Source organism: Betaproteobacteria bacterium (genome assembly GCA_016720065.1).
GTDB lineage: Bacteria > Pseudomonadota > Gammaproteobacteria > Burkholderiales > Rhodocyclaceae > SSSZ01.
The window spans coordinates 336,326-357,119 of the sequence record JADJXY010000001.1 but is presented as its reverse complement, the minus strand read 5'-3'; the positions used below and the strand labels follow the sequence as shown (position 1 = coordinate 357,119).

11 protein-coding genes are annotated in these 20,794 nt (G+C 65.7%); 1 reads left to right on the top strand and 10 read right to left on the bottom strand.

The genetic code is table 11. The features are described 5' to 3' along the window. Positions 1-18: 18 nt before the first annotated feature. The 6 genes from IPM73_01630 to IPM73_01605 form a co-directional block, all read right to left on the bottom strand. Positions 19-1,578, bottom strand: a complete 1,560-nt coding sequence (locus tag IPM73_01630; protein ID MBK8916792.1) for a ShlB/FhaC/HecB family hemolysin secretion/activation protein — start codon at positions 1,576-1,578, stop codon at positions 19-21. 31 nt (positions 1,579-1,609) lie between these two features. Continuing rightward, positions 1,610-3,109 (bottom strand): FecR domain-containing protein, encoded by a 1,500-nt coding sequence (locus tag IPM73_01625; protein ID MBK8916791.1) that lies wholly within the window; start codon positions 3,107-3,109, stop codon positions 1,610-1,612. Between the two features lie 22 nt (positions 3,110-3,131). Then, the gene (locus tag IPM73_01620) at positions 3,132-11,228 is read right to left on the bottom strand and encodes a filamentous hemagglutinin N-terminal domain-containing protein (GenBank protein MBK8916790.1); all 8,097 of its coding nucleotides are present in this window, start codon (positions 11,226-11,228) and stop codon (positions 3,132-3,134) included. Between the two features lie 332 nt (positions 11,229-11,560). Beyond that, positions 11,561-12,787: a bifunctional glutamate N-acetyltransferase/amino-acid acetyltransferase ArgJ gene (argJ, locus tag IPM73_01615; protein ID MBK8916789.1), complete on the bottom strand. Its 1,227-nt coding sequence runs from the start codon at positions 12,785-12,787 to the stop codon at positions 11,561-11,563. A 117-nt stretch (positions 12,788-12,904) separates the two neighbouring features. Further along, positions 12,905-15,628, bottom strand: a complete 2,724-nt coding sequence (gene secA / locus IPM73_01610) for a preprotein translocase subunit SecA (GenBank protein MBK8916788.1) — start codon at positions 15,626-15,628, stop codon at positions 12,905-12,907. A 119-nt stretch (positions 15,629-15,747) separates the two neighbouring features. Next, entirely contained in the window at positions 15,748-16,617 is an 870-nt protein-coding gene (locus tag IPM73_01605; GenBank protein ID MBK8916787.1) for a M23 family metallopeptidase, read from the bottom strand. Positions 16,618-16,685: 68 nt separating this feature from the next. Between IPM73_01605 and IPM73_01600 the strand changes: the two genes are divergently transcribed. Beyond that, positions 16,686-17,117 (top strand): DUF721 domain-containing protein, encoded by a 432-nt coding sequence (locus IPM73_01600; protein MBK8916786.1) that lies wholly within the window; start codon positions 16,686-16,688, stop codon positions 17,115-17,117. A gap of 10 nt (positions 17,118-17,127) precedes the next feature. Here IPM73_01600 and IPM73_01595 read toward each other — a convergent pair whose 3' ends face one another. From IPM73_01595 to ftsA, 4 genes are all read right to left on the bottom strand, one after another. Then, positions 17,128-17,316, bottom strand: a complete 189-nt coding sequence (locus tag IPM73_01595) for a hypothetical protein (GenBank protein MBK8916785.1) — start codon at positions 17,314-17,316, stop codon at positions 17,128-17,130. A gap of 30 nt (positions 17,317-17,346) precedes the next feature. Then, a complete protein-coding gene (locus IPM73_01590; GenBank protein ID MBK8916784.1) occupies positions 17,347-18,273 on the bottom strand; it encodes a UDP-3-O-acyl-N-acetylglucosamine deacetylase in 927 nt (308 codons plus the stop codon). Between the two features lie 91 nt (positions 18,274-18,364). Further along, on the bottom strand, positions 18,365-19,528 hold the full coding sequence (ftsZ, locus tag IPM73_01585; protein MBK8916783.1) for a cell division protein FtsZ: 1,164 nt from the start codon (positions 19,526-19,528) through the stop codon (positions 18,365-18,367). A gap of 34 nt (positions 19,529-19,562) precedes the next feature. Further along, the gene (gene ftsA / locus IPM73_01580; protein MBK8916782.1) at positions 19,563-20,792 is read right to left on the bottom strand and encodes a cell division protein FtsA; all 1,230 of its coding nucleotides are present in this window, start codon (positions 20,790-20,792) and stop codon (positions 19,563-19,565) included. Positions 20,793-20,794: the final 2 nt, after the last annotated feature.

Here is a 20,794-nt window from a genome sequence, read left to right as displayed (position 1 = left end):
TCCTTACTGCCACCGGGTTCAGAAGCGGTAGAAAGCGGAAAAATTGAGTCGGGTGCGCACGGTGTCCGTGGCCAGGCTGTTGCGATCCAAGGCGCGGGCAACATCCAGGGAGGTTTCGAAGCGGTCATGGGACCAGCGCAACCCCGCGCCGGCGCTGGCAAGCCGTTCGGTGTGGCCGTCACTGCGGGTATGAACGGTACCGCCGTCAACGAAGATGACCGGCCGCAGACGCGGAACCAGAACCTGGGGCGCCAAGGCCTCCAGGTTCCAGAGGTAGCCGTAGTCACCGGCAACCTCACGGTCGGCAAAACCGCGTACGGAACCGGCGCCGCCCAGGCCGAACTGCTCGCCGGGAATGAGGGTGTGGCTCGACCACTGACCGCGCAGCTTGCCGGTGAAATTCCAGCCCTGGTTGGCCAGGGCGCCTTCGACACCGTAGCGCCAGGCGTCCCAGAAGTGATCCGCCTCCACCGCCGCATAGTTTGCGTTGCGGTTGTCGGCCCCCCCGCCGAAATTGCGCGCGTATCCGACGTTGCCGCTTACATGGCCCCAGGCATGGTCCTGGCGGGCGGTGTAAAGCAGGGAAATCGGGCGCGACCCCACGTCGGGGGTGATCTTCGTTCCGGCAAAGCGGGTGTCGTTGCGGAAGTGACGGTCGTCCAGCGCGATGGCAGCCGTGTGTTGCAGGGTTCCCTGCCGGGGGAGCGCCAGACTGAGCTTCACGCCCATGAATTCCCCGCCACCGCTCACGTCGAGGAGCCCTCCGCCCTGCGGCACCTGGCCGGTATTGACATCGGAATAGGTGTAGTAGCCGGACAGGCTGAGGCCGGTGCCATAGAAGGGGGCCTGGTAGTAGAGGCCGAAAAGCGAGACCTGGCCGAGATCACGGGGATCCAGGGTATAGGAGGCGGTGACGACGTGGTCCCGGTCGAACAGGTTGGCGTGTTGCACCCCCACCGTGAGCCGATAGATGCCGTCCCCATTGCGGGCGGGATCGATGGAACGGTTGGCGGTCAGGCCGGCGAAGAAACCGAGGGGTTCGGCATCCCGGACCCGCAGGTCGGCGTCCACGCCGCTCCGCGACGCGCCTTCGCGGAAGGTGATGGCGGCCTGTTTGGAGGGGTTGACGTTGGCCGCGGTGAGGTCACGGCCCAGGTCGTCCATGTCGGGGGGTTCGCCGACCCGCAGGGCGGGCAGGCTGCGCAGGATGTTCTCGCTGGAAAAGTGCTGATTGCCGCTCACCGTGACCTTGGCGAGGTTGAAGGCGAGCACCTGCAGGACGACTTCTCCCCCCTGGGGCTTCTGGACCGGCACCAGGACGCGGTGGAAGACGTGCCCCTCGTCGCGGAAAGCCTTTTCCAGCGCCTTGGCCGCCTGCTCGATCTGGGCGATGCTGCGCTTCTCGCCCACATGGGCGGCCAGGATGGCGGCAACCTGGGCTTCCGAGAGCGGTGCCCTGCCTTCGATGCGGTAGCGCGTGACGTCGAGGGTGGGCTCCTGAACGGCGGGCGTTTCGGCCTGCGCCGGAGGCGCCAGCAGGGCGAGGCAGGAAGCCAGGGCGATCAGGCAGGGGGCCATTCGCCCACCGGGTTGGGGACGCGCCATGGCTTCAGTTGACCTCGCAGATTTCCTGCTCCGGCGCCCCCAGGGTGACGCCGTAGAGCTGGATGATGTCAGGATCGTTGGCATCGAACATTTCCGGAATGGGGAAGGGGTCGTCGCTCAGGAAGCGCGGGATGGGGTCGAGACGGTGGGGGACGCCGTCGGCACCCACGTAGCCGGCTTCGCCCGGGCCCAGATCGAGGCGCCCACCGCTGCTGAGCAGGAAGACGTGACCGTCGCGCACCAGGGCGTAGAGACCATCCTCGCCATTGGGCAGCACGCTGCCGAAAAGAGCATCCCAGTTGATATCGACCTGATCCGGCCTGGGGGAAACGAAGGCCCGGATTCCATCAGGGATGCCCGCCAGGGAGCGTGGCGCGCCGTCCTTGCCCACGCAGGCGGACTGCCCCTTGGCGACGGACATGTCGCGATTGCCCGTGACGACGATCTCGCCATCCCAGGTCGAGGCGGAAAGCGAGTCGGCGCAGGCGGCCGAGGCTTCGGCCTGGGCCTTGGCGGCCGCGGCTTTCTTGTCCTTGGCCGACGCCGCCTTGACGGGCTTGCCTTTGCTTGGCGAAGCGGGCGGGGGCTGGTAGCCAGGGACGCAGGGGCCTTCGCAGCGAATATCCATGCCGGTGCCGCGGATGCCGATGGTGGCAACCACGGTGGAGACGCTGACCGCCCCCGGATTGCGCTTGCCCAACAATCCGGTAAAGAAGCGCAGGCCGCCCTTGACGAGGCGGACGGCGAAGTTGTCGGGCTGATTTTTGCGGTCGTAGGCGAAATCCTCGACCCGGAAGACGGTCTGGGGCTCCAGGGAAACGCGGGTCTGGTCACGGAAGCCGATGACCACGACGGCAGCGGCACTGGTACGGATTTCGTCTCCTACCTGCAAGGGGGCACCCTCGAAGAGGCGCCGGGCTGCCTGCCCGGATTGCACGGCCACCGCCTCGCCCTGGATGCGCACCACGCGGGCGATCACGGTGTCGGCGGGCGGCAGGGGGGCCACCTTGTTGGGGCGGGTGCGCACTTCCTGATCTTCCTTGCGGCAATCCTCGCCGCAGAGGCGGGCGTCGAAGCTGGTGCCACGGATGCCGATGGTGGCGGTCACCGTACCAAACTGGATTCCGCCGGGATTGCGCTTGCCGATCAGCCCGGTCACCGCGCGCAATCCGCCCTTGAGGAGGCGCATGACGGCGCTTTCCTCGCCCTTGTCGTGGGCGAATTTGTCGACGGCGAAGCTGGTTCCAGGACGCAGGGTGATCTTGCTGCCGTCCTTGAAGGACAGGACGGCGTAGCCGCGATCGGTGGTGTTGATGGTATCGCCTTCGAGCAAGGCTTCGCCGCGCACCAGGAAACGCGTCGCCTCCCCCGGGCGCTGGGCCGTGGCGAGGCCCTGGGCGAAATCCACCTGCCCGATCTTCTGCTGGGCCTGGGCAATGCCCCCCGCCAGCAGGCCCACGAGCAGCCCCAATCCCGCCGCCCGGCGCCAGTACTTGGAAATCAAATCAACCCTCCCCGTTGCGGCATCAACTGCACTGCGGTATCCGACGCCGGCCGAAATCGTAAACGATTTCACCCTCTTCAGTGAGCGTCAGGGTGTACAAGTCCTGCAGACTGTCGAGAAGAGCGATGATTTCGCCACTGCCCGGATCGACCAGGAGCACCACCCCCGCCGTCGTCACCACCGGCAGCAGGCCGGAGTTGATATTGAAGACACCCACGAGGCCCGTCGTGCAGCCGATGCAACTGCCCCCCAGGAAGATGTTGTTGCCGGTGAGCGCACCGGCCGATACGGTGCCGTTGGTGATGACCATGTTGCCGGAGGCGTAGGCGTTCATGGTGCCCGTGGCGACGATGCTGGCCGAGGCCGAGCCGCCGGTGACGGCGATGCTGCCGTTGGTGGCGGCCATGTTGATGTTGCCGGCGGTGATGGTGGCCGTGGCGGTGGCGGCCGCCCCGGCCTGGACGACGATCGAACCGTTGGTGGCCATGTTGAGGACCGCCGGGTCGATGGCGGCGGAACCCGCCGCACCGCCCAGCACCTGGATGGACCCGGTCAGGGCGCTGATGTCCATGGTGCTGCCGGCGCCGGCCTCGACCTTGGACGAGGCCGCCGCCGTGGCGCCCCCCTGGACGATGAGGTCGCCGACCAGGAGCGACTGGTTGGCCCCGGAAACGAGCCAGGCCTCTCCCAGGGAGGAGGTGTCGCCCACGCGAAGCGTCCCGGCGGCGGTGTAGGGCATGGTGATGGTCTGGGCGCCCGTGGTGCCGACCTTGGCGATGGAACCCGCCGCCCCGCTGTGGTTGAGGATGGTGAGGAAGGCGTTCGTGCTTCCGGTGCCGTTGAGGGTGATGGTCTGGGTGCCCGCCGCGGTGATCTCGGCCGCGGCGGCGGCGACGCCGGAACTGACCGTGACCGTGACGTTGTCCGCCGTCAGGTTCTGGGCACCGCCGGAGACGATACCCGCCAGCGCGCCGCCCGGATTATTGACCGTGACGGTACCGGAGACGTTGAGGCTCTGGGTACCCGCGCCAGTCTGATTAACCTCCGCGTCGGAGCCGGTCCCGGCGACGACGGTCAGATTGCCCTGGGTGGTGATGGTCTGGCTGGTGGCCGATTGCAGACGTGCGCCCGCGCTGGCCCCGGTACCGCCGGCCAGGGCGATGTTGCCGCTGTTCTGCACCGACTGGCTGCTGCCGGCGACGATGTGGGCGTAGGCGCTGACGCCGCTGCCGCCGGTCAGGGTGATGGCGTCGGTGGCGTCGTAGGAGCCGCTGTTGAGTCCGATGGTCTGGCTGCCTCCAGCGACGATTTCGGCATGGGAACTGTCCGCTCCGCCGGTGACGGATAGGGTTCCGCCGGCGCGGAGGGTCTGACTGCCACTGGCGCTGATCCACGCCGAGGTGCCTGTGGCTGCGCCGGTTCCCGCCTGGACGATGATGCTGCCACTGGCATCGTTGTTGAAGAGATAGGTTTCCCCGATGACCTGGCTCCCCCCGGTGACTTCGATGGCAGCGGTCATGCCGGTCACCGTCCCGGCGAGGACGGAAACGTTCCCACCGGCCATGATTTCCTGGTAGCTGCCGGCCCGGATACGCGCATTGCCACCGCTGCCGCCCTGGACAAGGATATCGTCAGTCGGCGCGTTGCCGAAAACGTAGCTCTGGGTCTCACCGACGTACTGTGCGCCGCTGGTGCAGATTTCGGCAAAGGCTCCCGGCCCGGTCCCACAGGCGCCACTCGACCCGGCGCCGGTCCCGCTGCCGCCCAGCACCTGGATATCGTTGCGGCTCTGTACCACTTGAGTACTGGCCGCCCGGATCGAGGCATAGGCTCCGATGCCCGAGCCTCCCTGGACAAGCAACGCATCGGTGGGATCGTAGAAGTATTGATACTGGTAGCCCACCGTCTGGGTCGAGGCACTCACGACTTCCGCATAGGCCCCGTTGCCGCTGCCGCCGAGGACCGAAATGGTGCCGCCACCATACAGCGTCTGCCCGCTTCCGGCGCGCACGGACGCATAGGTGCCGCTGCCTGTGCCGCCCTGGATCAAGACACTGCCGGTGGGATCGTGAAAATAAGTGGACTGATTGCCGAGGGACTGGTCGCTGGCGCTGACAATCTCGGCAAAGGCGTTGGTTCCAGCCCCCCCCAGGACCGACAGGTCGCCACGCACCTCGCTGATGTACTGGTAATCCCCCAGGATGCGCGCGGTGGCGTCGGTGCCCCCGCCCGCCAGGACGCTGAGATTGTTGCTGCGAATGTCCTGGTAGTCGCCTTGCAGCAGGGCGCTCGCGCTGTCCGAGGCACCGCCTTGAACGATGACGTCATTGGAAGCGTAGAGATTCTGCGAGCCGGAGGAGGTGATTCCCGCCGAGGAACCCGTCCCATTGCTGCCGCCCAGAACCCGGATATCCCGCCCCACGGAGACGGTCTGCACACTGCCGCTTGAAAGGTTGAGCAGGGCACTGCCACCGTCGCCCTGAACGATGAGGTCGCGGCCGATGTTCGAAGACTGGTAAGCGCCCTGGACGAGGACATTTTCCCCCACAGCCGCTCCGGCGAGAATTTTCACGTCGCGACCGGCATCGAGGAAAAGCGATCCACTGGCGACGACGCTACGCGGCCCCCCGCTGGCGGCGATGAGGACATCGCCCGTCGAGGAGTTGGTGTCGAGGCGCAGGTCGACGACGCTGATGTCGCCATTGACCCGGATGCTGCCGTCGCTGGCGGTGAGATGGAAACTGCCGGCGGAGGCCGGGGTTACCGGACCGAGAACCAGTTCCGCCGTGCCCCGCGTGAGACTGAAGCCGGCGTAATTGGGGTTATTGACGATACTGATGCTGCCGCTGCCGCTGGCGCGGGTGGTGATGTAGAGATTGGTCAGCGTGGTGTTGTTGAGGTCCACCGCAATGGTATCGGCGGCATTGAGGGTGAGGCTGACGGTCTTGTTGACCACGATGGGCGTGCCGCCGGAGCCGATGCTGCCGTTGGCCGCGTAGAGCGTGACGCTGCCGCTGGGATCGTCGAGGTTGTTGGCGGTGTTGATGGTCGCGGCGCCCGTGCCGAGAATGCTCCCCGAATAGGCGCTCAGATTGGCGGCCGATCCCAGGGTCGCCACGCTGCCGACGGTGATGTCGCCGGAGTAGGACTGGGCGGTGACGCTCCCGCCGCCGGTGGCCAGGCTGTTCAGGGTGACGTTGCCGTCGGTGTTGAACAGGGCCTGAGTCCCGGCGCCGGTGAAGCCATTCACGTTGATGGCCGATTCACTGCCGTAGATTTGCAGGGAGCTGCCCGCGGCACCGAAATTGCCAGCCACATTGACATCGCTGACGGTAACGCCGTCGGAACGCTCGGTGTAGCGGGCCGTAACGGCCGTCGCCGAATTCCAGGTAAGGTTCGCGTTACTGCCGCTGCTGGTGAGGGTGAAGGTCTGTCCGGGCGCGATGATGGAAGAAGCCCCCCCCAGCTGATCGCCCTTGGCCTGCACGTAGAGGCTGGTCAGCGCCGCCGTCGAAGTGACGTCGATGGCCCCCCCGGCGATCAACTGGTAGAGGCTGGTGGTACCGGTCAGATCGGCGACCACGGCGCCATCGCTGGCCTGCAGGTAGGCGGTGGGCGTCGTGATGGTGGCCAGGGTGGTGTCGATGCCGTTGGGCGCGGTGATATTGACGGTGGCGCCGGCAGCAATGGTGATGGCCCCGGGGACGTAAGCGTCGGTCGCGTTGATGTCGACGGTGGAGGTCGCCGTCAGGTTGCCGGTATTGAAGGTCGTCCCCGATACCGTGAGATTGCCGCCGTTGGCGGTGAGCGCTCCGGTATTGAGGGTATTGCCGGAAACCGTGGTGTTGTAGGCCAGGATGGCGCCCGAGGCCAGGGTGCCGGTGCCGGCGGCGACGTTGGCGCTATCGACGTAGTAACCGTTGTAGGTCGTCCCGCCGGTGATGGATCCGGTTCCGCCATTGACGGTAATGCCGTTGGCGGCAGTGACGCTGACCGAGGTAGCGCTGGAGACGTTGCCGGCGGTGGTGATGCTGCCGGAGGCCGAGAGGGTCAGGTCCTCGGTCACGTACTCGTTGCTACCGGTGTGAGGATTGAGGAGATAGCTGCCGGGGAAACCCCGGCGGGTGCCGCTGGCCGCGACGGCGCCGAGAACCAGATTCGCTCCGCTGACACTGATGTCCAGACCGGCCAGATCACCGGCGGTGATGTCGGCACCGTCGATGCGGATCTTGTTGCCGACCGCAGCGGTGGAACTGGTGACGTCACCGACGACGACCGCCCCGCTGCCGCCGTCGAGGTCGATCAGTCCGCCGACGACATTGTTCGTCCCCGGCAAGGTCTGGGTCAGGCCGTTGCCGGCGGCGAGGGTGAGGTCGTTCAAGCCGGCGGTGGTGAGGCTGGCGTTGCCGAAGACCAGGGCGCTGCTGCCGGAAGCGGTGAATTTGAAGGCATCCAGGGTATTGGCCGCCTGGACGATATCGCCAATGGTGATGGTCGACCCGTCGCTGCTGGCATTGACCGACAAATCCAGGGACGAGAGCACCGAAGTGCCACCGACGCCCATGCCGCTTGCTCCCGCCGTCAGGTCGATGGCGCGCAGGGTGCGGGCGGTGCCGGACATGTCCTGGGCCGAGACGTGGAACTGCCCGCCGGCACTCACGCGCAGGGTGCCCTGGGTATCCACATTGATCGCTTTGCCCACGGCACCGACGCTGCCGGCGGGCGAGGTGAGCTGAACGGTGCCCGTGCTGCCGGCCACGATATCCAGGGGACGGGCGAAGCTTGCGTCGCCGATGCCGTTGGTGGCGCTCAGAGTCACGTTGCCGGTCGCGCTGATGTCCGCCCCGGCGTTGTCCTGAGTCGTCGTCAGGGTGCCGTTGGTGGCCGTAAGGGTGACGTCCCGGTTGCTGCCGTTCGCCGCGATGGAGGTAAAGCTGAGATTGCCGTTGGTGGCCGTGCCGCTGACGCTGCCGTTGGTGGTGGTGACGGTGCCCAGGGTCAGATTGCCGTTGCCGGCAGTGTAACTGGCCGAGGTTCCCGCGCTGTGAGCGCCGGTGGCGGTGAGGGCACCGTTCTGGGCATTGAGGGTGATGTCGGTTGAGGAGGCCGTAAGCGTGCCGTTCGCCGTGATGGCTCCGGTGCCGGAATTGGTCATGCGGACCCGGGTGCCGGAGATATCGCCCGCCGCGCTGATTGCACTGGTCGTGCGGACGTTCTGCCCCAGTTGGTAGTTGTAGTACTGGCTGCCAGCATTCAGGGTGACCGTGCCGCCTGCGGTGATGGGACCGGAAACGGTCAGATTGCCCGTGCCGGTGTTGGTCGCCGTGAAGGACGACCCGGTCGTCACCGTCCCCAGGATGATGCTGTTGGTCGTGACGTTGTTATTGCTGTTCGTGTAGCTGTAATAGACACGGCCGGCCGAGACGCTGGCGGAACCGGCGGCGCTCAGGGTGCCCACATTGACGGTGCCGTTGTCGTCGGTATCCAGGGTGATGCTGCCGCCGCTGCTGGTCAGGCTGGTGGCGGTGATATTGCTGGTGTCGGCGCACAGCGGATAGGGGTAGGCCTGGGAGCACTTGGCGGCGTACAGGGAGATCGAGCCGGTCGAGGTGACGGATGTCCCCGTGATCGAGCCAGCGGCGGTGACGTTGAGGCTGCCCACCGTGGCGTTGCCGTAGCTGACCCCGCCGCCCCCGGCCACCAGGGATACCGAGGCCGAGGGGACATTGAGGTTGCTGAAGGCGAGCCCCGCGTTGCTCACGTTCAGGGCGAAGCTGGTGAGCCCGCTGGCCGCCTGGACATTGGCGTTGAGGACGCCGCTGCCGGCGCTCAGGTCGAAGACATCCAAGTTGGGCGCCCCAGCGATCTCCGTGGCGGCCAGGGCGGCCAGGCTGCCGTCGAGGGACAAGCCGGTGAGGGTGGGCGTGTTGACAACGTCGATGAATGCCCCTCCCCCCAGATTGCTGAGGGTGAGTGAAGGCGAATCGACCTGCAGCGGGGCCGCGGATGTCCCCAGGGTTCCGCTGGCGTCCTGGCCGTCGAGCTGGACGAAGGGGCCGATGATGGAGCCGCCCGCCACCTGGCGCATGCCGGCGTTGGAGTAGAGATAGACCCCGGAAGCGCCGTCAATGAGGCCGAGGTTGAGTGCATAGCCGGACTGGTTGTACAGCCGGACGTAGGAGCCGGAGGAATCGGCATTGATGCGCGCCGCCCGGACATAGTTGGCATTGATGCTGCCGGGAGCGGTGAAGGTTGCCGTATTCCCGGCCGTCACGGTGTTGTTGTTGAGGCTTCCGCCAGCGGAATTCAGGGCGGCGTTGCCCGATGCGCTGACCGTGCTGTTGAAGACACCGCTCTGGCCCGAAAGGGTGACGTTGCCACCACTCGCTTCCAGGGAGTTGATCGATCCGCCGCTCGAGGTCAACGCTACCGTGGAGCCGCTGACGCTGCCGGTGTAGTTGCTGTCGATGTTGCCGGTGACGTTGACGGTCGTCGTGCCGGCGGAGGACAGATTGCCGGAACCCCGCAGGGTGTAGCCGGAAAGGGTGACGCTGCCGTTGCTGGCCGACAGCGACTGATTGAGGTAGATGGAACCGGTGGCGTTGTCACCGTTGGCCTGGACGGTAAGGCTGGTGCCGGTGAAGACGGTGGAACTGTTGAAGTAGACGTCGCGCTTGGCCTGCAGGATGACGTTGCCGCCCAGTTGGTTGAGGCCGGTAGGGGAGATGGTGAGGATATTGGTCGGCAGGTCGGCAAACTGGTCGGTGACGATGGGCAGGATGCCGCCAATGGTGGAGACGATAATGTCCAGCGGGTCGAGCAGCAGGAAACCGGCCTCGCCCAGGGGAGCGGTCAGGTCGGCGCCGCCGGAGAAGAGCAGGTCGTGGGCACCGGAGACCTCGGCGAAGCCGCCATTGCCTCCCAGAATTCCGCCCCGGGCGGAAATGCTGCCCAGGAAGCGCGTCGTCTCGTCGGACCAGACGATGACGCGCCCGCCGTTGCCACGCCCGGTGGCATCGGCCACCAGACGGGCGCCTTCCCCGATGAAGACCCGCTTGGCGTTCTGCACCTCGGCGTTGCTGCCCTGGTAGTCGCCGCCGACGAGAATCTGCCCGCCGCCGGAGGCGCCTGAGGCGTCCACCGTCGCTCCGGATTCGACCGCGACCCGTTCGCCGAGCAGGCGAATATCGCCCCCCCGGCCTTCGCTGCCGACGGCAGAAACCAGGCCGCCGACGCGGGTGGTGCCTTCCGGGCTCTGAATGGTGATGTTGCCGCCGCTGGGGCCGTCGGCCCGGGTGACGCTGTCGGCGGTGAGGACCACTTCGCTGCTGCCCACCAGGCGGATACTGCCGTCGGCGTCCTGGGTCATCCGGTTGGCGCGGATCTCGCCGCTATGGCGCAGGGAGCCGGCAAAGACCTGGATGGCGCCGTTGTCGGCCAGCAGTTTGCCCAGGTTGAGCACCGTGTCGGCGGGCGCCTGGACCTCGAAAGTGACCCCGTCGAAATCCAGGCTGGCGATTTCGATGCGCCGACCGGCGGCGAGCAGGAGGTGCCCGCCGGGGGCCTGGATGATGCCGGCGTTTTCGATATTGGGCGCGATGAGGGCGACGCTGCCGCCGGGGGCAACGGTGATGAGGCCTTCGTTGCGGATGGTGCCGCTGCTGGCATCACCCAGGAAGCGCAGTTTGCCGGCCAGGAAGTCGGCGTCGGACAGGCTGAGGGTGGACGCGAGAAAACCGTTGGTATCGACCCGTGCTCCGGGCCCGAAGACGATGCCGTTGGGGTTGATGAGGAAGACCCGGCCGTTGGCTTCGAGGCGGCCCATGATCTCCGACACCTGGCTCCCCACCACCCGGTTGAGCACGGCGGACGACGCCGTAGGCTGGACGAAGCGCACGAGATCGCCGGCACCGATGGAAAACTGGTTCCAGTTGATGATGGAGCCGTTGGAGGCCCGCACGTTCATGACGCCGGAGGACGGCTGGGTGATCGTCACCTGGCCGTTGACCACGCTCGCCCCCTGGGGCAGGCCCGCGTAGGCCACCGGACTGAAGGCGTAATTGATCGCGAACGCCAGGATTGCTCCCTGACGCAACTTGAACGAAGGATTCCTTGCCATACCACCCCCTTGGCGTCACCCCACCGGATTTCGGTGAGACTCAGCCTGCCTGGAAGGCTGAGATCGCGCCCCGGACTCCCTTTTCGGAATCCCGCTTCCCCAGCCGACCCGCCCCGGGGGCCGCGCGCCCCCGGAACGATCGATTCAACGCCCCCGCCTCAGGCGGGGAATCCTGGCACCGGGCCCTAAAACCGCCCGGCATAGCTCAAAAATTAAGCAATATTTGTACCGACAGACCGCGCTTCCCGCTCCCGCAGGGAAAGCAGACGCCTCACGAAACGGCAATCCCGGCTTTTTTGTGACTTAGTGTAAAGTTTTCCGACACCCCGAGATCAACTACGGTAGTCGGCGTTGATCTTGACGTAGTCGTAGGACAAGTCGCAGGTATGGACGTTCGCCATAGCAGTCCCGCGGCCCAGGTCGATGCGCACGGTGATTTCAGCCTGCCCCATGACGCGGGCACCATCCTCTTCCCGGTAGGAGGCCGCCCGGCCGCCCTTTTCTGCCACCATCACGTCGTCGAGCCAGACCCGCAGGCCGTCTACGTCCAGATCGGCAATACCCGCGTAGCCGATGGCGGCCAGGATGCGCCCGAGATTGGGATCGGAAGCGAAGAAGGCCGTCTTGACCAGGGGGGAATGGGCCACCGCGTAGGCAACCTGGCGACATTCCTCCCGATCGCGCCCGCCTTCTACCGCAACGGTGATGAACTTGGTCGCCCCCTCGCCGTCCCGCACGATGGCCTGGGCGAGTTCCACGGCCACGGCGATCAGCGCATCCCTTACGGCATCCCAGCCCGGCTCCTGGCCAGTGACGAAGGCGGCCCCCGAAGCGCCGCTGGCCATGAGTACGAAGGAGTCGTTGGTCGAGGTATCGCCGTCGACGGTGATGCCATTGAACGAGGCGTCGGCGGCCTCTTTCACCAGGGTTTCCAGAAGCGGCCTCGCGATGCCCGCATCGGTGGCGACGAAGCCCAGCATGGTGGCCATATTGGGCTTGATCATGCCCGCCCCTTTGGACATGCCGGTGACGGTGACGGTGCGCCCCACTGCCTGAACCTGGCGCGAGGCCGCCTTGGCGACGGTGTCCGTGGTCATGATGGCGTGGGCCGCGGCATGCCAGTTGTCGGCCTTGAGGTCGGTCTGGCAGGCGGGCAGGCCGGCGACGAGACGCTCCACCGGGAGGGCTTCGAGGATGACTCCGGTGGAGAAAGGCAGCACCTGTTGCGCCTCGACTCCAAGGAGCTCGGCCACCGCGCCACAGGTCGCCTGGGCGGCCAGACGGCCGGGCTCGCCGGTGCCGGCATTGGCGATGCCGGTGTTGATGACCAGGGCGCGGATGGCACTGCCGCATTCCAGATGGCTGCGGCACAACTGGACCGGAGCGGCACAGAAGCGGTTCTGGGTAAAGACACCCGCGACGGTGCAGCCCGGGTCGAGAGCGATGAGGGTCAGGTCGCGCCGGTTCTTTTTGCGGATTTCCGCTGCGGCAACACCGAGGCGGACTCCGGGGACGGGGAAGAGCGCTTGCGGAGCGGGGGTCTGGTAATTCACGGGCATGGGCGATCCTCGAACGATGAAGCGGAGCGGGCCACTGCGCTCCGTCAAGCCGGCCGGCGACTCGGCATGGAGTCAGTTACGGCCGGCGCAGGCAGAGACGCCGGGGCGAAGCTGCGCTTACGACAGCTTTCCGTGGCACTGCTTGTATTTCTTGCCGCTGCCGCAGGGGCAGGGGTCGTTGCGGCCCACCTTGGGTCCGGTCTGGACGGGCTGCTGCGGCATAGGCACGGGTGCCTCCCCTTCCTGCGCGTCGTCCTGGGGCTCGTCATAGTCGGCATGGCGGTACTGGACGTTCTGCACCTCGTTGTGAGGCGCGGTTTCCTGCACTTCCTCGGGAGAGGAGATGCGGACCGTAAACACGATGCGGGTCACCTCCCGGCGCACGGAATCGAGGAGGTTTTCGAAGAGCTCGAAGGCCTCGCGCTTGTATTCCTGCTTGGGATTCTTCTGGGCATAGCCGCGCAGATGAATGCCCTGGCGCAGGTGATCGAGGGCAGCCAGATGCTCGCGCCAATGGGTATCGAGCACCTGGAGCATGACATTGCGCTCAAACTGATGGAAATTGCCGGCACCGACCAGCTCGACCTTCTCGGCATAGCTGGCGTCGGCCTGGTGGACGATACGGGCCAGCATGTCGTCGTCGGCCAGGGTCGGCTCGGCCCTGAACCACTCGGCCACCGGTGCGCTGATCTGCAGGGTGGATTCCAGGGCCAGCTCCAGGCCGGGCAGATCCCACTGCTCTTCGACCGACTCGGCGGGAACGTGATTGCGGAAAATTTCGGCGATGACCCCATGGCGCATGGCGACGATGGTCTCGGAAATGTCCTCGCTCTCCAGCAGTTCGTTGCGCTGCTGGTAGATGACCTTGCGCTGATCGTTGGCAACGTCGTCGTATTCGAGGAGCTGCTTGCGGATGTCGAAGTTGCGCGCCTCGACCTTGCGTTGAGCCGATTCCAGGGAACGGGAAACCAGGGGATGCTCGATGGCCTCGCCTTCGGGCATCTTGAGCTTGTCCATGATGGTGCGCAGGCGCTCGCCGGCGAAGATGCGCAGGAGCGGGTCGTCCAGGCAGAGGTAGAAGCGCGATGAGCCCTGGTCGCCCTGGCGCCCGGAACGGCCACGCAACTGATTGTCGATGCGGCGGGATTCGTGGCGCTCGGAACCGATGATGTGCAGGCCGCCAGCGTCCAGCACCCGCTGGTGCAGGGTCTGCCACTCCGCTCTCAGGGTGGCGATGGAAGCGTCCCGGGCGGCGGGGTCGAGGGAGGCGTCGTCACGCAGCGCGGCGATGCGCTTCTCCACATTGCCGCCCAGGACGATGTCCGTCCCGCGGCCGGCCATGTTGGTGGCCACGGTCACCGCGCCGGGCAGGCCGGCCTGGGCGACGATGTCCGCTTCCCGGGCGTGTTGCTTGGCGTTGAGCACCTGGTGGGCAATTTCTTCCTGCTTGAGCATGGCCGAAAGCAGCTCGGAATTTTCCACCGACGTCGTGCCCACCAGGGTCGGCTGGCCGCGCTGCACGCAGTCACGGATGTCGGCGATGATGGCCGTGTGCTTTTCCTGGGCGGTCTTGTAGACCAGATCGTTCATGTCCTTGCGCACCATGGGGCGGTGGGTGGGAATGACGACGGTTTCGAGCCCGTAGATCTGGTGGAATTCGTAAGCTTCGGTATCGGCAGTGCCGGTCATGCCGGCCAGCTTGCCGTACATGCGGAAGTAGTTCTGGAAGGTGATCGAGGCCAGGGTCTGGTTTTCCGCCTGGATGGCCACGCCTTCCTTGGCCTCCACCGACTGGTGCAGGCCATCCGACCAGCGCCGGCCCGCCATGAGGCGGCCGGTGAATTCGTCGACGATGACGATCTCGCCGTTCTGCACCACGTAGTGCTGATCCTTGTGGAAGAGGGTCAGCGCACGCAGGGCGGCGTTCAAGTGGTGCATGAGGGTGATGTTGGCGGCTTCGTAGAGGCTGCGCCCCTCGGCCAGCAGCCCATGCTCGGCCAGCAACTGCTCGGCGTGCTCGTAGCCCGCCTCGGACAGGTGAACCTGATGTCCCTTCTCATCCACCCAGTAGTCCCCCTCGCCGTCTTCCTTCTCGGCCCGGCTGAGCTTGGGCACCACGTCCTTCATGCGCAGGTAGAGGTCGGTGTGATCCTCGGCCTGGCCGGAGATGATGAGGGGGGTGCGGGCTTCGTCGATGAGGATGGAGTCCACCTCGTCGACGATGGCGTAATTGAGCTTCTTCTGTACCCGGTCTGCCGCGCCGTAGACCATGTTGTCGCGCAGGTAGTCGAAGCCGAATTCGTTGTTGGTACCGTAGGTGATGTCGGCGACGTAGGCAGCCTGCTTGGCGTCGTGGTCCATCTGGGACAGGTTGACCCCCACGGCCAGCCCCAGGAAGCGGTGCAGGCGGCCCATCCACTCGGCGTCGCGGCTGGCCAGATAGTCGTTCACCGTGATGACATGGACGCCCTTGCCGGAGATGGCGTTGAGGTAGGACGGCAGGGTGGCGACCAGTGTCTTGCCCTCGCCGGTACGCATTTCGGCGATCTTGCCGTAATGCAGCACCATGCCGCCGATGAGCTGGACGTCGAAATGCCGCATGCCCAACGCCCGCTTGCCGGCTTCCCGCACGACGGCAAAGGCCTCGGGGAGCAGATCGTCCAGGGATTCGCCCTTCTCGTGGCGCGCGCGGAATTCGTCGGTCTTGGCCCGCAGCGCGTCGTCGGACAAGGAGGCCAGAGCGGGCTCCAGGGCGTTGATACGACGCACCGTCGCGGAATATTGTTTAACCAGCCGGTCGTTGCGGCTGCCGAAAATCTTCTTGAGGAGGCCGGGAATCATCGCAGGAGAATAGGGGGCCGCAGAAACGGCAAAGGGCCGATTCTAGCACGCCCCCCCGGCCCGAAGATGACGGCCCGTTACGAGGAAACCGTCTGAAAGTACGGGAAAATCCCCCCCACTCAGCGGCGGCGGGCCTGGGCGTATTCCGATCCCTGCTTCAGGAAGTGGGCCGGATCCTGCGCGACGCCCAGCATGCGCACTTCGAAATGCAGGTGGGAGCCCGTGGAACGCCCGGTGCTGCCAACATCGCCGAGGCGCTCGCCGCGCTGCACCATCTGCCCGATCTTGACCGCAGTCCTGGACAGGTGGGCGTAACGGGAGATCAGGCCTTCGCCGTGGTCGATGTCGATCATGTTGCCGAACTCGGGATGATATTCGACGGCCAGGATCACGCCTCCCGCGGCGGCCACCACGGCAGTGCCGGTCTCCGCGACAAAATCGATCCCTTCGTGCATGGCGCGGACACCGGCAATGGGGTCGGCACGGTGACCGAAGCCGGAACCGATGGCCCCTTCCTTCACCGGCAGCGTCGTCGGCAGGAGGCGGTCACGCACACGCTTGTCCAGAACGCGGGCCTCGAGCTCCGCCAACTGGTCCGCCCGACCATCCACCACACTGGCCAGACGGTCGATTTCCTTTTGCAGTTCAGCCGCCGAAAGGGGTGCCAGAATCAGGGGGCCGCCCTGACCGGCGGGGCGCTTCTCGTTCGCCGCCGCTTCCCTCTTCACCCCTGCCAGCCGATAGAGGCGCTCCTCCAGGTCGTCCAACTGGAGCACCTGGGCCTGAAGTTCGCCGAGGCGGGTCGCCATGAGCTGGAGATTGTTCTGGACGAATTCCTGGGTCTGGCGGGTTTCACGCTGTTGCAGGGAAAGCACCAGTTCCTGGACCAGGGGAAGGCGCAATTGCACCGAAACCCAGGAAAATGCCATCGACGCCGCGATGACGAGACCGACGAAGGCGCCCACCGCGAACAGCACGTGTCGCGGCATAATGGTCAGGGTCTTGGCCGTCTTGAAACGACCAGAGACAAGAATAATCTGCACGGATACCTCCTCCTATGCCTACTTCGCCTGAGGAATTCCTCGATACCGCCGAGGGTGCAGGCAGGGTCATGGCCCATGCCCGTCTGATCCTCAAACTGGCCCGCCGGCTGGAACGTAGCCTGCCGGAACCCCTGGGCACCGTTGCCCGGGTAGCCAACTTCAAGTCGGGAAGAATCGTTATCCACGCCGACAACGGCGCGGTCGCTGCGAAAATCCGGCAAATGAGCCCGCGATTGTGCAGCGAGTTATCGGTTGAAGGGGTCGAGTGTAACGGCATCGACGTCAAAGTTCAACCCCGCCAAATTCCTTGGCAATCAAGGGCTTCACAGCAGAAACCCCTGTCTGGCGGGGCTGTCGGCAGCCTGCGCGCCATCGCCACCGACCTTCCCCCGGGGCCGCTGCGGGCCGCGCTGGAAACGCTGCTGGCCCGGTCAGGAAACCCCTGAGCCGCAGGCCTCACAGGGGAATGAGCAGCACCCGCTCGAAGAAGAGCAGCCCCAGAAACACCAGGATGAACAGGAGACCCCAGCGAGCCAGACGCCAGGCAAAGCCGAGATAGCGACGGTCGCCGGTAAAGGCGTAGGCGACAAAGCCGACCCCGATGGCGATGACCGCCAGGATGGCCAGAATCCGGACGATCAGCATGACGGAGACCCCGGGCGCCCCGGTCCCGACTCAGGCCGCCAGCTCAAGCCAGCGGGACACTCCGGCAGGTGCGCGCTCGGCTTCCTCGAAGCTGACCAATTCCCAGGCGTCACGCCGGGCGAGCAGTTCCCGCGCCAGGAGGTTGTTCAGGCCATGGCCGGACTTGTGGGCCGAAAAGGCCGCCAGAAGGGGATGCCCGAGAAGATAAAGATCGCCGATGGCGTCCAGGATCTTGTGTTTGACGAACTCGTCGCCGTAACGCAGGCCGTCGCCATTGAGCACCCGGAACTCGTCCAGGACGATGGCGTTTTCGAGACCGCCCCCCAGGGCCAGGCCATTTTCGCGCAGGGTTTCCACTTCCTGCATGAAGCCGAACGTCCGGGCCCGGGCGATTTCGCGCACATAGGAGTGCTGGGCGAAATCCATCTCGGCCGACTGGGCAGAGCGGTCGATGGCGGGGTGGTTGAAGACGATGGAAAACGCCAGCCGATAGCCATCGTGGGGTTCGAACCGGGCCCACTTGTCGCCGTCGCGCACTTCGATGGGCGCCGTGACACGGATGAATTTCTTGGCGGCGTTCTGTTCCTCGATACCGGCAGACTGGATGAGGAAGACGAAGGGCGCGGCGGAGCCGTCAAGGATGGGCACTTCCGGCGCGTCGAGGTCCACCCAGGCGTTGTCGATGCCCAGACCGGCAAAGGCGGACATCAGGTGCTCTATGGTTCCGACGCGGATTTTTCCTTGCGGGCCTTCCTGCTCCAGGCAGGAACACATGCGGGTGTCGCCCACCAGAAGGGCATTGGCCGGCAAATCAACGGGCTCGGCCAGATCCACGCGGCGAAAGACGATGCCGGTATCCGGGGCCGCCGGACGCAGGGTCATGGTGACCTTGACGCCGCCATGCAGACCGACGCCGCAGGCGCGGATGAGGGATTTGAGCGTGCGCTGCTTCAGCATGCCAAGTCCTTGAATAATGTGGGAAACGGCGCATTGTAGCACAAGGCGCCGCCCCCTTTTCAGAGAAGGGTCTTTCCCGGAAAACGGACCGTCAATCGGCCTGTTTGCGCAGGAAAGCGGGAATGTCGTACTTCTCCACACCGCTGTTGGCCAGGGCCTCGACGGTGCCGTTGCGTTTACGCACCACGGCCGGCACTTCGGCCATGACGTTGTAGTCCACCGCGGTGGGGGCGACCATGTCGTGGGTTCCCGTGGCCTGCAATACCGGCGTGTTGATGACCTCGAAAGTCTGGCGCTTGGCGGCCGCCTGGCCCAGGCCGGTGGCGACGACGGTGACGCGCAGGGCATCGCCCATCAGTTCGTCGTACACGGCACCGAAGATGATGTGGGCGTCTTCCGCGGCAAAGGCCTTTACCGTGTTCATCACCTCGTTCACTTCCTTCATCTTGAGGTTGCCGCGGGAAGCCGTGATATTGACCAGCACGCCGCGGGCGCCGGAGAGGTTGATGCCTTCCAGCAGCGGCGAGGCGACGGCCTGCTCGGCGGCGATGCGTGCCCGGTCGACGCCTGCGGCAACGGCGGAGCCCATCATGGCGCGGCCCATTTCACCCATGACGGTGCGCACGTCTTCGAAGTCCACGTTCACCAGACCCGGGTAGGTGATGATCTCGGCGATGCCGCCGACCGCGTTCTTCAGCACGTCGTCGGCAGCGCGGAAGCATTCGTCCACCCCGGCGTCGTCGCCCATGACGTCCATCAGCTTGTCGTTGAGGATGACGATGAGGGAATCGACGTGCTTGGAGAATTCCGCGATGCCCGCTTCGGCGGACTTCATGCGCTTGCCGCCCTCGAAGGAGAAGGGTTTGGTGACCACGCCGACGGTAAGGATGCCCATTTCGCGCGCCACCTGGGCCACGACGGGAGCGGCGCCGGTGCCGGTGCCACCGCCCATGCCAGCCGTGATGAAGGCCATGTGGGCACCGGTGAGGCAACTGCGAACTTCCTCCCGGTGGGCTTCGGCGGCGGCCTGCCCGGCCTCGGGCTTGGCGCCGGCACCCAGCCCGGTCTTGCCCAGGGGAACCTTCACGTGGGCGGTGTTGCGGGCCAGGGCCTGGGCGTCGGTGTTGGCGGCGATGAACTCCACCCCCTGCACGCCCTCCTGGATCATGTGCTCGATGGCGTTGCCGCCAGCGCCGCCCACGCCGATCACCTTGATGACGGTCCCGGTCTCTTCCTTGTCGATAATTTCAAACATAGACGTCTCCTCTGAAAAAACGGTCAAACCACACTCAAAAGTTCTTTGCGAACCACGATCTCATGCTGGACAGGACGTCCCTGACGCCCTGCTTTTCCTTGATCTTCTGTCCCCGCTTGTGCTGGGCCTGGGCCTCCAGCAGCAAGCCAAAGGCGGTCGAGAAGCGGGGGCTCTGCACCACGTCGGCCAGGCTGCCGCCGTATTTGGGGGTCCCCAGGCGCACCGGCATGTGGAAAATCTCCTCGCCCAGCTCGATCATGCCGGGCATGACGCTGGCTCCGCCCGTAAGCACGATGCCCGAGGACAGCACTTCCTCGAACCCCGCCCGGCGCAATTCGGACTGGATCAACTCATACAGCTCCTCCACCCGGGGCTGGATGACGTCGGCCAGGGCACGGCGGGACAGCTTGCGGCTGGGGCGGTCGTCCACGCCGGCCACCTCCAGGGTTTCGGCCGGGTCGGCCAGGGCAGCGAGAGCGCAGCCGAACTTGCGCTTGATGTCTTCGGCTTCCCGGGTGGGCGTGCGCAGAGCCATCGCAATATCGTTGGTAACCTGGTCGCCGGCGATGGGAATCACCGAAGTGTGGCGAATGGCACCCTGGGTCCACACGGCAATGTCGGTGGTGCCGCCGCCGATGTCGATGAGGCAGATGCCGAGATCCTTCTCGTCCTCCGAGAGCGTGGCGTAGCTGGAGGCCAGGGGTTGCAGCACCAGGTCGTTCACTTCCAGGCCACAGCGGCGCACGCACTTGACGATGTTCTGGGCCGCCGACACGGCGCCGGTGACGATGTGCACCCGCACTTCGAGGCGCATGCCGCTCATGCCGATGGGCTCTCGGATGCCATCCTGGCCGTCGATGACGAACTCCTGGGTGAGGATGTGCAGGATTTCCTGATCGGCCGGGATGGGCATGGCACGGGCAGTTTCGATGACGCGCTCGACATCGGTCGGGGTCACTTCCTTGTCCTTGATCGCCACCATGCCGTTGGAGTTGAAGCTCTTGATGTGGCTGCCGGCGATGCCGGTGTAGACGTCCCGCACCTTGCAGTCCGCCATCAGCTCGACTTCCTGGATGACGCGGCTGATGGTGTGCACCGTCTCCTCGATATTGACCACCACGCCCTTCTTCAGGCCGCGGGAATCCTGCGACCCCATGCCGATGACGCTGAGGCGCCCTTCCGGCGTGATTTCGGCCACCAGGGCGACGATTTTCGACGTGCCGATATCGAGCCCGACCACCAGATCCTTGTTGTCCCTGCTCATGT

Coding starts and splice junctions, on each gene's coding strand:
- IPM73_01630 (MBK8916792.1), bottom strand. CDS start 1,578: ATGGCCCCCTGCCTGATCGCCCTGGCTTCCTGCCTCGCCCTGCTGGCG.
- IPM73_01620 (MBK8916790.1), bottom strand. CDS start 11,228: ATGGCAAGGAATCCTTCGTTCAAGTTGCGTCAGGGAGCAATCCTGGCG.
- argJ (MBK8916789.1), bottom strand. CDS start 12,787: ATGCCCGTGAATTACCAGACCCCCGCTCCGCAAGCGCTCTTCCCCGTC.
- secA (MBK8916788.1), bottom strand. CDS start 15,628: ATGATTCCCGGCCTCCTCAAGAAGATTTTCGGCAGCCGCAACGACCGG.
- IPM73_01605 (MBK8916787.1), bottom strand. CDS start 16,617: ATGCCGCGACACGTGCTGTTCGCGGTGGGCGCCTTCGTCGGTCTCGTC.
- IPM73_01600 (MBK8916786.1), top strand. CDS start 16,686: ATGCCTACTTCGCCTGAGGAATTCCTCGATACCGCCGAGGGTGCAGGC.
- IPM73_01595 (MBK8916785.1), bottom strand. CDS start 17,316: ATGCTGATCGTCCGGATTCTGGCCATCCTGGCGGTCATCGCCATCGGG.
- IPM73_01590 (MBK8916784.1), bottom strand. CDS start 18,273: ATGCTGAAGCAGCGCACGCTCAAATCCCTCATCCGCGCCTGCGGCGTC.
- ftsZ (MBK8916783.1), bottom strand. CDS start 19,528: ATGTTTGAAATTATCGACAAGGAAGAGACCGGGACCGTCATCAAGGTG.
- ftsA (MBK8916782.1), bottom strand. CDS start 20,792: ATGAGCAGGGACAACAAGGATCTGGTGGTCGGGCTCGATATCGGCACG.